We start from the raw sequence: 13,055 nt of genomic DNA on the forward strand, positions 1-13,055 counted from the left end.
GCTTTTGCGGGTGTTCCCAAAATCATAAAAAGTTGTCTATTGCGCCGCTGGGCACACAGCCAGCGGTAAAGGGTAAAGAAAGGGGTTTAAATGCGGATTTACGCACGCTGGATTGGAGCGCTGCTGCTGAGCATGCTGGCGCTGAATGCCTTTGCCGATAGCGATCGCGGCTGGCAGCCCATCAATGAAACGATTCGAAAAAGCGATCACGATCCGCGCAGTTATCAGGCCATCACGCTGACTAACGGTATGACGGTGTTGCTGGTGTCGGACAAAGAAGCGCCTAAATCACTGGCCGCACTGACGTTGCCTATCGGCTCGCTGGACGATCCCAATCAGCAGCTTGGGCTGGCGCACTATACCGAACATATGGTGTTAATGGGCTCAAAACGCTATCCGCAACCGGATAATCTGGCCGAATTCCTGAAAAAGCACGGCGGCAGTCACAATGCCAGTACCGCGTCTTATCGCACCGCGTTCTATCTGGAAGTGGAGAATGATGCACTGCAACCGGCGGTGGATCGCCTGGCCGATGCTATTGCAGAGCCTTTGCTCGATCCGGTCAACGCCGATCGTGAGCGTCATGCAGTTAATGCAGAACTCACTATGGCGCGTTCGCGCGACGGCCTGCGTATGGCGCAGGTCGGGGCGGAAACCCTGAACCCAGCGCATCCAGCTTCCCGCTACTCAGGCGGCAACCTTGATACGCTGCGCGATAAGCCAGACAGCAATTTGCATCAGGCCTTGACGGATTTTTATCACAGCCACTATTCCGCCAATCTGATGAAAGCGGTGATATACAGCAACAAATCGCTGCCAGAAATGGCCGACATTGCGGTCCAGACTTTTGGACGAGTGGCTAACCATCAGGCCATCGTGCCGAAAATCGAAGTGCCGGTGGTAACCGATGCGCAGAAAGGCATCATCATCCACTACGTGCCCGCCCAACCGCGTAAACAGCTGAAAGTTGAATTCCGCATCGCCAACAACAGCGACCACTTCCGCAGCAAAACCGATACGTTGATCAGTTACATCCTGGGCAACCGCAGTAAAAACACCCTTAACGACTGGCTGCAAAAGCAGGGGCTGGCCGACGGTGTGAATGCCGGTGCCGATCCGATGACGGACCGCAACAGCGGCGTGTTTGCCATCACGGTCTCCCTGACCGACAAAGGCCTGGCACAGCGTGATGAAGTGGTGGCGGCGATCTTTAGCTACCTCGACATGCTGCGTAGTAAAGGCATCGATAAGGGCTATTTCGATGAGGTGTCGCATGTGCTGGCGCTGGATTTCCGCTATCCGTCGATCACCCGTGACATGGATTACATTGAATGGTTAGTGGATACCATGCTGCGCGTGCCGGTGGATCATACGCTGGATGCACCTTATCTCGCGGATAACTTTGATCCGGCGGCGATCAAATCTCGTCTGGATGAGATGACACCGCAAAATGCCCGCATCTGGTATATCAGCCCAAATGAGCCGCACAACAAAGAAGCCTATTTTGTGAATGCGCCTTATCAGGTCGATAAAATCAGTGATGCACAGTTCAGTGACTGGCAGCAGCGCGGCGCGCAGATCCAACTGTCGATGCCGACGCTGAATCCGTACATCCCTTCTGATTTCTCCATTATGCCTGGCGATGGCAAAACGTATACGCATCCGGTGGCGCTGACCGACGGTGACAGCATGCGCATCTACTGGATGCCAAGCCAGTTCTACGCCAGTGAACCAAAGGCAGCCATTACTCTGGCACTGCGCAACAAAGCGGCAATAAGCGACGCGCGTCAGCAGGTGTTGTTTGGTCTGAATGATTATCTCTCCAGCGTGGCGCTGGATGAGCTGAACTCGCAAGCGTCAGTGGGGGGGATCAGTTTTTCTACCGGTGAAGATGACGGCATTGTGTTCAGCGCCAGTGGTTTTACCCAGCGTCTGCCGGAGTTACTGAAAAAACTGGTTGAGGGCTATGCCAGCTTCCAGCCGGACGCACAGCAACTGGAACAGGCGAAATCCTGGTATCTGGATCGACTGGAAGCAGCCGAGAAGGGCAAAGCCTTCGAGCAGGCGATTCAGCCGATGCAGATGCTGTCACAGCTGCCGTATACCCAGCGTGAGACGCGCCGCAAGTTGGTGAAAGACCTGACGTTGAAAGACGTGACGGATTACCGTGATGCCTTACTGCGCAACGCCACGCCGGAAATGATGGTGGTGGGCAACCTCTCCGCCGATCGCGTTAAACAGCTGGGCACCGATCTGCAACAGCAGTTGCACAGCGATGGTCACAGTTACTGGCACAGCGATTACGTGGTGATCGATAAAGCCATGAAGGCCAACCTGCAAACCGCAGGAAGCAGCACGGATTCTGCACTGGCAGCCCTCTACGTGCCACTGGGTTACGACGAGTATCAAAGCATGGCCAACAGCACCATGTTGAGCCAGATTGTCCAACCCTGGTTCTATAACCAACTGCGCACCCAGGAACAGCTGGGCTATGCGGTGTTCTCGTATCAGATGCCGATTGGTCGCCAGTGGGGGATTGGCTTCCTGCTGCAAAGCAACAGCAAGCAGCCGGCCTATCTGATGCAGCGCTTTGAGGCGTTTTATCCGCAAGCTGAGCAACGCCTGCGCGATATGAAACCGGAAGATTTTGCCCAGTATCAGCAGGCGCTGATCAACGACTTAAAACAGCGCCCGCAAACTCTGGATGAAGAAGCGAATCGCTACAGTCGTGACTTTAACCGGCAGAATTTTGCTTTCGATACGCGTGAAAAAGCCATCGAGCAGATTCAAAAGCTCACGCCGCAGGGCGTGGCCGATTTCTTCCATAAAGCGGTGCTGGAACAGCAGGGCATGGCGATGATTTCGCAGATTGGCGGCAGCCACGATGGCGCCACCAAAGATGATTATGCACCTCTGCCAAGCTTCACAACCTGGGATCAGGTGGAGAAGCTACAGCAATCCCTACCGGTTAAGAGTGACGCGCAATGAGCCTGATTCAGCCGCCAGAACCGCTTAATCCGCTGACGCTGCCGTTGCGTGGCGAGCGGCTGATTGAGGCGTCTGCCGGAACCGGCAAAACCTTCACTATTGGTCTGCTTTATCTGCGGCTTTTGTTGGGGCTGGGCGGGCAAAATGCCTATGCCCGGCCACTGTCGGTCGAAGAAATTCTGGTCGTGACCTTTACCGAGGCGGCCACCGCAGAGTTGCGCGGACGTATCCGTGCCAACATCCATGAGCTGCGGCTGGCCTGCATTCGCGGTACCAGCCGCAATCCGATGCTGATGCAGTTGCTACAGGAGATGCCGCAACCAGCAGAAGCGGCATCGCTGCTGCTGGCTGCAGAGCGGCAGATGGATGAAGCGGCGATCTTTACCATCCACGGCTTTTGTCAGCGCATGCTCAATCTCAACGCCTTTGAATCCGGCATGCTGTTTGAACAGCAGCTGATTGAAGATGAACAGCAACTGCTGCGTCAGGCCACTGCCGATTTCTGGCGTCGCCACTGTTATCCACTCTCGCTGGATATCGCCCGCGTGATTGTCAGTGAGTGGAATGGCCCGGAGCAATTGCTGGCGACGTTGCGGCCATGGCTGCAAGGCGAATCACCTCACCTACGTTTAGCGCCCGCTGACGACGAAACGCTGACGATGCGCCACAACGAAAACCTGGCGCGCATTAACGCGATGAAAGCCGAGTGGCGCGCGGTGGGTGAAGAGGTGCTGACGCTGGTGGGACAGTCCGACGTGGACAAACGCAGCTACAGCAGTAAAAATCTGCCGGTGTGGGTGAGTAAAATCAGTTTCTGGGCACAGAGTGAAACCCTGGATTACCAGGTACCCGCAGAGCTGGCGCGCTTTGGTCAACGGGTGCTGGAGGAGAAAACCAAAAAAGGCCATCCTCCGCACCATGCCCTGTTTGCGGCCATCGACCTGTTTCTGTCCCAGCCCATTTCACTGCGCGATTTGCTGATTGCGCGCGCGCTGGTGGACATCCGCGCCGCCGTGCGGAAAGAGAAACGCCAACAGGCGCTGCTGGGTTTTGATGATCTTCTGAGTCGGCTGGATGATGCTTTACAGCAGCCAGCAGGAGATATGCTGGCGCAGGCGATTCGTCAGCGTTTCCCGGTGGCGTTAATTGATGAGTTTCAGGATACCGATCCGCAGCAATACCGCATTTTCCGTACGCTCTACGGCAATCAGCCTGACCATGCATTGCTGTTAATTGGCGATCCAAAACAGGCTATTTACGCCTTTCGTGGCGCAGACATCTTTACCTATATTCGCGCGCGCAATGAAGTGAGCGCACATTACACCCTGGACACAAACTGGCGCTCTTCGCCAGCGATGGTGGAGAGCGTCAATCAGCTGTTCACTCGGCTCGATTCGCCCTTTGTCTTTGATGCCATCCCTTTCTTGCCGGTGCGCTTCGCTGAACCGAATCAGACGCTCTCACTAACCCTTGATCACCAGGAGCAAGCGGCACTGCGTTTTTGGCTGTTGCCGGGAGACGGGTGCAGTGTAGGCGATTATCAGCAGGCGTTAGCACGACAGTGTGCGGCTGATATCAGCCACTGGTTACAGGCAGGGCAGCAACAGCGTGCATTGCTGGGTAGAGCGGCCGCGCAGCGCCCAGTGCAGGCATCGGACATTACGGTGCTGGTGCGAAGCCGCAACGAAGCCAATCTCATCCGTGAAGCACTCAACCAGCTTGGCATTCCCTCGGTCTATTTATCGAATCGCGACAGCGTGTACACCACGCCGGAAGCGCGCGAGTTGCTGTGGTTATTGCAGGCGGTACTGGCACCCGAACAGGAGCGCATGCTGCGCACGGCGCTCGCCACCTCGCTGTTTGCCTTTGATGCGGCACAGTTGGATGCATTGGATCAAGATGCGCGCGGCTGGGATGAACTGGTAGAGACCTTTGCCCGCTGGCAACTGCTGTGGCAGCAGCGTGGCGTATTACCCATGCTGCGCCAGCTGATGCAGGAACGTCAGTTGGCAGAAAATCTGCTTGCCTCAGAAAATGGCGAACGCCGCCTGACCGATTTGCTGCATCTGGGCGAGCTGATGCAGGAGGCAGCGGCACAGCTCGATAGCCCGCATGCATTGGTGCGCTATCTGGCGCAGCAGATTGCCAGCCCGGACAGTCAATCGTCCAGCCAGCAGTTGCGTCTGGAAAGCGATCGCCATTTGGTGCAGATCGTCACCATCCATAAATCTAAAGGACTGCAATATCCGCTGGTGTGGCTGCCGTTTGCCGCCGGGTTCCGCGAGGCGGATACCGCGCTGTATCACGATCGCGACAACTTTGAAGCGGTGCTGGATCTGCAGGCCGATGATGCAAGCCTGGCGATGGCCGAGCAGGAGCGTTTGGCCGAAGATCTGCGCTTGCTGTACGTGGCACTCACCCGTTCGGTGTATCACTGCAGCGTCGGCGTGGCACCGCTGTTTCGCGGTACGCGTAAAAAAGAAGGTGAGAGCGATCTGCACAAAAGCGCTCTGGGCCATCTATTACAGCGCGGTGAAGCGGCGACAGCGGAACAACTGGGCGCTTTACTCAATCAGCACAATGTCGCGGGTACCGAGGTGATGTACGTGCAGGATCTGGGGGCCGAACGCTGGCAAGCGCCTGATCCCGCTCATGACACATTGGCTGCCCGCACCGTTAGCCGCACGCTGGTGGAACCCTGGCGCGTCACCAGCTACTCCGGCTTGCAGCAACACGGTAGCCAGCGACTACTTGATGTGATGCCGCGTTTCGATCTGGAAGCCGCAGGCGAAGAACAGCAGGAAGAGATCGCTGAAGCCGCAATGACGCCGCACCATTTTCCACGCGGCGCCGCACCAGGGACTTTCCTGCATGAACTGTTCGAATCACTCGATTTTCCTCAGCCTCCCACGGCGGCATTGCTGGAGCAGCATCTGCAGCAGAATGGGTATCCATTGTACTGGCAACCGATGCTGACTGATTGGATCGCGCGCGTGGTGAGCACGCCGCTCAACGATCAGGGGATACAGCTCGGTCAGGTACAGGCCAGCGATCGACTCGTGGAGATGGGCTTCTACTTGCCGATTGACGGTTTGCTGACCGCGAATGATCTGGATGCGCTGATCCGTCAGGATGCTTTATCGTCCGATGCGCCGCCGCTCGATTTTCGTCAGGTGCAGGGCATGTTGAAAGGCTTCATTGACCTGGTGTTCCGCTGGCAAGGCAAATACTACCTGCTGGATTACAAATCCAACTGGCTGGGCGACAGCCACGAAGCTTATACGCCAGCAGCGATGAGACAGGCGATGATCGACCACCGCTATGATTTGCAATATCAGCTCTACACGCTGGCGCTGCATCGCTATCTGCAACATCGCCTGGCAGATTATGACTATGAGCAGCACTTTGGCGGCGTGTTTTATCTGTTCCTGCGTGGCATGGATGGCACTTCACCGGCCAACGGCGTATTCCACACACGGCCAACTCTGGATTTTGTTTCACAACTGGATAGCCTGTTTCGCGGGCAGGGAGCCACGGCATGAATGGCATTACAGCGCTATTGCAACAGGCGGTTGAGCTGCGTTTACTGCGTTCACTGGATGTTCAGTTCGCACTGTTACTGGCGGATGACACGCAGCCAGCACGCCTCCTTGCGGCTGCCTGTCTCAGTGCGGAAGCGGGTGAGGGGCACGTCTGTTTACCGCTGTCACAGTTGAGCCGTGAAGGGTTATTCAAGGGCCGTCACCCTGAACTGGCGCAGGCCATCTGGCTGGCGGCGGGCGAACCGCAGGACTGGACGCAAATTCTGGCTGGCTGGCCTGCTCTGAGCGACAGCAACAACGAGCAGGCAGCACCGATTGTACTAACCGAAGGCCGTCTTTATCTGCATCGTCTCTGGCACCATGAAGGGCAGGTGGCGCGTTTCTTTCAGGCGCAGTCTGCTCCGCAGGCATTTCCTGATGGAGAGGTGCGTGCTGTACTGGATAACCTGTTTGGTACCGAGCCAGATGACTGGCAAAAAATCGCGGCGGCGGTGGCGCTAACGCAGAAAATGGCGGTGATCTCAGGCGGCCCCGGCACCGGGAAAACCACCACCGTGGCAAAACTGCTGGCGTCCTTGATTCGCCTGAGCCACGGCGCGCTGCGCATTCAGTTGGCAGCCCCGACCGGCAAAGCGGCGGCGCGTTTAACCGAATCGCTCGGTAAAGCGTTGCAAAAACTGCCGGTCAGTGACATTGAGCGCCAACGCTTCCCTGCGGAAGCTACCACGCTGCACCGTTTGCTCGGTGCCCAGCCCGAAACCCAGCGCTTGCGCTATCACGCCGGTAACCTGCTGCATCTGGATGTGCTGGTGGTGGATGAAGCCTCAATGGTTGATTTGGGCATGATGGCCAATCTCATCGCCGCACTGCCACCCCAGGCGCGCGTGATTTTTCTTGGTGACCGCGACCAGTTGGCGTCAGTAGAAGCCGGTGCGGTACTGGGCGATATTTGCCGCTGTGCGGAAGCGGGATACAGCGTCGCGCGTGCCGCCCAGCTGAGTGCGTTAACCGGTTGCCAGGTTGAAGGCCACGATGATGACAGCGCGCCAGCCGTGCGAGACGCCATCTGCTTATTACGCAAGAGCTATCGCTTCGATGCTAACTCGGGCATCGGCAAGCTGGCGGCTGCGGTCAATGCAGGCGAGCCAAAGGCGGTTGAGGCTGCATTTAACGCGGGCTTCAGCGATATATCACGCCAGCCACTCAATGATGGCGAGGCCTATCAGGCAATGCTGAATGATATCGCGGAAGGCTACCGTCCGTTCCTGCGGCTGGTGAGCCAGCGAGCACAGCCCGCAGAGATACTGCACGCATTTGGGCGATATCAACTGCTGTGCGCACTGCGAGAAGGGCCGTTTGGCGTGCAGGGATTGAATCAGCGTATTGAGCAAAAACTGATGCAGCTGCAGCTGATTCGTCGTCCACAGGGTGGCAGCCGCTGGTATCAGGGGCGCCCGGTGATGGTGACACGCAATGACAGTGCACTTGGGCTGTTTAACGGCGATATCGGGATGACTTTGTTAGATGACGAAGGGCTACTGAAGGTTTTCTTCCCGTTACCCGATGGCAGCATTAAAGCGGTGCAGCCGAGCCGGTTACCGGCGCATGATACGGCCTGGTCGATGACGGTGCATAAATCGCAGGGGTCGGAGTTTGACCATACTGCACTGGTGATGCCGGCGCAGTTTTTACCGGTGCTCACTCGCGAACTGATCTACACCGCCATTACCCGTGCGCGCAAGCAGTTAACGCTCTACAGCGATGAAAGCGTGTTTCGCCGTGCGGTGCAGTTACGCACCCAGCGCCGCAGTGGATTGCTGGATCGGTTAAGCGGGGGAGTCATTCTGAGCAAGAGTTGAGGTCGGTAAAGAAACCGACCTCAGGTCAATGCAGATGTTTTATTGGATGCGCGTGGATGCGCATCCTTACAACGTTATCAGTCAAATGCGTTGGGCAATTCCAGACCTTCTAGCGCAGCCTGACATTCTCTGCTCTTCTGCCGCATTCACCGCCGTTAGCGCAAATCCGCCATCAGCACTTTCGAACGGCGCTGATAGTTATACATCTGCTTCTTACTCTCCGGCAGTGATTCAATATCAACCGGCGTAAAGCCGCGTTCCTGGAACCAGTGAATACTGCGGGTGGTCAGCACAAACAGCTTCTTCAACCCCATCTGGCGTGCCTGCAGCGCCACACGCTCCAGCAACAGCTCGCCGCGTGAAGAGCTGCGGTAATCGGGATGCACCGCTACGCAGGCCATTTCACCAATTTGCTCATCCGGGAAAGGATAGAGCGCGGCACAAGCGATGGTCAGATTGTCGCGCTGAATAATGGTGAATTTGTCGATCTCCATTTCCAACTGCTCGCGCGAACGACGCACCAGAATGCCTTGCTGCTCCAGCGGGCGAATCAATTCGAGAATGCCGCCAATATCGTTGATGGTGGCGCGACGAATCTGCTCAGCGGACTCCATCACAATCTGCGTACCAATACCGTCACGCGAGAACAGTTCCTGAATCAATGCGCCATCTTCCTGATAACTGATCAGGTGGCTACGACGTACGCCGCTGCGGCAGGCTTTCACCGCGCCACGCAGGAAACGCACGGTGCCCGACAGGAAATCACCGTCGTTTTCTATCTCATCAATACGTGCCTGCGCTTCGTTGGGGAACAACTCAGAGATAATGGTGCCTTCGCGGTTGGTGACGCCTTGTTCAGAGCAGAAGCCAATCATTTTCTCGGCTTTTAGCTTGATCGCCAACTGCGTGGCCACTTCTTCGGATGTCAGGTTAAAGCTTTCACCCGTCACCGACACCGCGACTGGGCCGAGCAGCACAATGGCATCATTATCCAGCTGACGATGAATGGCTTCTTCATCGATACGACGAATACGGCCGCTGTGGCAGTAGTCCACGCCATCATCGACGCCCAGCGGCTGGGCAATAATAAAGTTACCGCTCACCACGTTGATGTGCGCGCCTTGCAGTGGGGTGTTATTCAGGCTCATCGACAGTCGCGCGGTAATGTCGAGTTGCAAACGTCCGGCGGCCTGCTTCACCAGTTCCAGTGATTGAGCATCAGTAACGCGCGTATGTTTGTGGTAAATCGGTTCCAGCTGCTGTTGCGCCATGCTGGCATCAATCTGCGGTCTGGCACCATAGACAACCACCAGGCGAATGCCGAGACTATGCAACAAGCCAATGTCGTTAACGATGTTGGAAAAGTTCTCATGCTCGATAGCTTCGCCGCCAAGCATGATGACAAAGGTCTTGTCACGGTGGGCATTTATATAGGGAACGGTATGGCGAAAACCCTGAACCAGTTCAGTACTACGTTCCTTCACGGCAAACCCTCTATGAATGTTTATTCGTAATTTGTGTATTTTTATGCTCTTTTGCCGACTATTGCAAGCGCCGGGCCTGACGTTACTTTACGATTTTCCTGATGCAACCCATGCTAACAGCCTGCATTATCTGGTTTTTCTGGCAAAACAACCCACGGCTTGCTAAGCAAAGTTTTCGCCTTCCTTTCGTCAATTGACGATATTTTAGACACTACACGGCAGTTGGAGCGGCATGTCTCAGGCTTTTACACGACGACGATTATTGCAGGGCGCAGGTGCGCTCATGCTATTAAGCGTAACGCGAACCGGGCTGGCAGCCAGTCAGCATATTGTGGCGGTGCGCATCTGGCCTTCGTCAACATACTCCCGCGTGACGCTGGAATCGAATGTTCCCCTAAAGTACAAACAGTTCACTTTGAGCAATCCCGATCGCCTGGTGATCGACATCGATAACCTGCATATCAATCCGGTTCTGAAAGGGGTGGATAAGCAAGTGCGCGTTGACGATCCCTATATCAAACATGCGCGAGTTGGCCAGTTTGATGCCAACACGGTGCGCGTGGTGCTGGAACTGAAGCGCAACGTTGCACCGAAGATCTTCACGCTGGCACCGGTTGCGGGCATCAAACATCGCTTAGTGGTCGATCTCTATCCGAGCCAGCCCTCGCCGGAAGAGGATCCGCTACTGGCGTTACTGAACGATTACAACCAGGGCGACCTTGAGCGCGATCAGCCGGCGCAAGCGCCTTTACCGGGCAAAGCGGGGCGCGATCGTCCGATCATCATCATGATCGATCCTGGCCACGGCGGCGAAGATCCCGGCGCGCATGGCAAATACAAAACGCGTGAGAAAGACATTGTGCTAAAGATTGGTCGCTACCTGAAGGCGTTGATCGACAAAGAGCGCAACATGAAAGCCTATATGACGCGTAACGAGGATGTGTTTATCCCGCTACGCGTGCGGGTAGCGAAAGCGCGTAAACAGCGTGCCGATCTGTTTGTCTCGATTCATGCCGATGCCTTTACCAGCCGTGCGGCGCGGGGTTCGTCGGTGTTTGCGCTCTCGACCAGCGGTGCAACGTCTACGGCTGCACGCTTCCTGGCGCAGACCCAGAACGAATCAGATCTGATTGGTGGTGTAAGCATGAGCGGTGACCGCTATCTGGATCACACCATGTTCGACATGGTGCAGCGGCAGACCATTAGCGATAGCCTGAAATTCGGCAAAGAGGTGTTATCGCGTATGGGTCACATCAATCATCTGCATAAACGCACGGTGGATCAGGCGGGGTTTGCGGTGCTCAAAGCCCCGGATATTCCATCGATTCTGGTGGAGACTGCGTTTATCAGCAACGTCGAGGAGGAGCGAAAGCTGCGCACACCGCGTTATCAGCATCAGGTGGCTGAGGCGATTCTGCATGGGATTAAAGCGTATTTCGATAAAGGTGCGGTGCTGGCGCGTCGCTAAGAAGAGGGCGGCCGCTGTGCCGCTTTTTTACGGGAAGCCAAAAACAAAAAAACACCCGTTAAGGTGCTTATCTGTAATTGGTTGCGGGGGCCGGATTCGAACCGACGACCTTCGGGTTATGAGCCCGACGAGCTACCAGGCTGCTCCACCCCGCGTCCGTCTGCCGCGTTAAGCGACTTTTCACATTGTATTCTTCTTTAGACAATTGGTTGCGGGGGCCGGATTCGAACCGACGACCTTCGGGTTATGAGCCCGACGAGCTACCAGGCTGCTCCACCCCGCGTCCGTGGATGCGCACTATACTCTCGACGCGCGGCGATGCAACCTCTTTTTGTGTTAAAGCCTTAAATTTACAGCCAGTTGGTGATTAATAGTGCCATTGGGCGATTAATTGTACAGATGTGAGCGCGGTATCTCGTGGCGGATTTCATTCTCTCTGCCCCTTTGCTATCGTCGCGGTGCAAATAACCGAGAAAAAGAGAAAGTGATGAAAGGACATTGGGCGAAGTATGCACTTACTGGCGCGTTTCTCGCGCTGTTAGCGGGTTGTAGTTCGAAACCGACTGACCGTGGTCAGCAATATATCGATGGCAAGCTGGAGCAACCGCTCGGGCTGGTCAATGAACCGAATGCCAAAGGGCGTCCGGTGAATGGCAGAGATTTTGGTGTGCAGATCCAGCAGATTCAGAGTGCCTCAAGCGGCTTATACAGTCGCAACACCGGCACTTACAGCGCCATCCAGAACTGGTTGCTCTCCGGCGCGGATACCCGTCAGCTGAGCCAGTTTGGCCTTAACGCTTATCAGATGGAAGGCACTGATAACTACGGTAACGTGCAGTTTACCGGCTACTACACGCCAGTGGTGGAAGCACGCTACACGCGTCAGGGAGAGTTCCAGTATCCCATTTACCGCATGCCACCGCGCACACGCGGTCAGAAGTTGCCGAGCCGTGCTTCTATATACAGTGGCGGACTTGATGATCGTTACGTGATTGCCTGGAGCAACTCGCTGATCGACAACTTTATGATGGACGTGCAGGGCAGCGGTTACGTTGACTTCGGTGACGGTCGTCCACTGCGCTTCTTCGGCTACGGCGGCAAAAATGGCTGGGCCTACCACAGCATCGGCAAAGAGCTGATCGATCGCGGTGAAGTGAAGCGTGAAGATATGTCGATGCAGGCGATTCGTCAGTGGGCACAAGAACATACGCCGGAACAAGTGCGTGATGTGCTGGAAACCAACCAATCCTTCGTGTTCTTTAAGCCGGAAGAGTACGTGCCGGTGCGCGGTGCCAGTGCGGTGCCGCTGATTGCCAAAGCCTCGGTGGCATCCGATCGTTCATTGATTCCCGCAGGCACGGCATTGTTAGCGGAAGTGCCGCAGTTGAACGAGAAGGGCAAATTTAACGGCAAGTATGAGATGCGCCTGATGGTGGCACTGGATGTGGGTGGGGCGATTAAAGGCCAGCACTTCGACATCTATCAGGGTGTCGGTCCGGACGCTGCGCACCTTGCCGGATTCTACAACCACTATGGCCGCGTTTGGGTGCTGAAAGCCGCGCCTGGAGCAGGACAACCGCTGTTTAGTAATCCGCAAAATGGCAATAATGGTTCACTGATTATCGGGGCGAATTGATATTCTTCTCTGCGGCAAATCAGCGGGAGTATTCAGCTGATTTGCCATGGGTCGACAGTCTTCGCGATCCAACGCGTC

General features: G+C 55.9%; 6 protein-coding genes and 2 tRNA genes. 5 read left to right on the forward strand and 3 right to left on the reverse strand.

The features are described 5' to 3' along the window. Positions 1-90 precede the first annotated feature (90 nt). Genes ptrA through recD form a run of 3 tightly spaced genes read left to right on the forward strand, consistent with a single transcriptional unit; the run spans position 91 to position 8,389 of the window. The gene (gene ptrA / locus VI01_RS19935) at positions 91-2,988 is read left to right on the forward strand and encodes a pitrilysin (RefSeq protein WP_045816405.1); all 2,898 of its coding nucleotides are present in this window, start codon (positions 91-93) and stop codon (positions 2,986-2,988) included. Next, a complete protein-coding gene (recB, locus tag VI01_RS19940) occupies positions 2,985-6,530 on the forward strand; it encodes an exodeoxyribonuclease V subunit beta (RefSeq protein ID WP_045816406.1) in 3,546 nt (1,181 codons plus the stop codon). The genes ptrA and recB overlap by 4 nt, the downstream gene beginning before the upstream one ends. Then, complete coding sequence (recD, locus tag VI01_RS19945; RefSeq protein WP_045816407.1) at positions 6,527-8,389, forward strand: exodeoxyribonuclease V subunit alpha; 1,863 nt, start codon at positions 6,527-6,529, stop codon at positions 8,387-8,389. Before recB ends, recD begins: the two co-directional genes overlap by 4 nt. Before the next feature lie 155 nt (positions 8,390-8,544). Here the strand turns inward: recD and argA are convergent, their stop codons facing one another. Then, positions 8,545-9,873 carry an amino-acid N-acetyltransferase gene (gene argA / locus VI01_RS19950; protein WP_045816408.1) on the reverse strand — a complete coding sequence of 443 codons (1,329 nt, stop codon included), beginning with the start codon at positions 9,871-9,873 and terminating at the stop codon, positions 8,545-8,547. Positions 9,874-10,105: 232 nt separating this feature from the next. Here argA and amiC point away from each other — a divergent pair, with 232 nt between their 5' ends. Continuing rightward, entirely contained in the window at positions 10,106-11,341 is a 1,236-nt protein-coding gene (gene amiC / locus VI01_RS19955) for an N-acetylmuramoyl-L-alanine amidase AmiC (protein ID WP_038645103.1), read from the forward strand. Between the two features lie 78 nt (positions 11,342-11,419). On the opposite strand, the gene VI01_RS19960 is transcribed toward amiC, so the two are convergent. After that, a tRNA-Met gene (locus tag VI01_RS19960) sits at positions 11,420-11,496 on the reverse strand. A 51-nt stretch (positions 11,497-11,547) separates the two neighbouring features. After that, positions 11,548-11,624, reverse strand: a tRNA-Met gene (locus VI01_RS19965). A gap of 204 nt (positions 11,625-11,828) precedes the next feature. On the opposite strand from VI01_RS19965, the gene mltA reads away from it, so the two are divergent. Next, positions 11,829-12,977, forward strand: coding sequence for a murein transglycosylase A (gene mltA / locus VI01_RS19970; RefSeq protein WP_034823090.1), 1,149 nt, complete (start codon positions 11,829-11,831; stop codon positions 12,975-12,977). Positions 12,978-13,055 lie beyond the last annotated feature (78 nt).

It is taken from the genome of Pantoea sp. SM3, assembly GCF_000963995.1.
In the GTDB taxonomy this organism is placed as follows: Bacteria; Pseudomonadota; Gammaproteobacteria; order Enterobacterales; family Enterobacteriaceae; genus Pantoea; species Pantoea rwandensis_B.

Bases quoted from the DNA above. Each gene is read 5' to 3' on its own strand.
- ptrA (WP_045816405.1), top strand. From the start codon at position 91: ATGCGGATTTACGCACGCTGGATTGGAGCGCTGCTGCTGAGCATGCTG.
- recB (WP_045816406.1), top strand. From the start codon at position 2,985: ATGAGCCTGATTCAGCCGCCAGAACCGCTTAATCCGCTGACGCTGCCG.
- recD (WP_045816407.1), top strand. From the start codon at position 6,527: ATGAATGGCATTACAGCGCTATTGCAACAGGCGGTTGAGCTGCGTTTA.
- amiC (WP_038645103.1), top strand. From the start codon at position 10,106: ATGTCTCAGGCTTTTACACGACGACGATTATTGCAGGGCGCAGGTGCG.
- mltA (WP_034823090.1), top strand. From the start codon at position 11,829: ATGAAAGGACATTGGGCGAAGTATGCACTTACTGGCGCGTTTCTCGCG.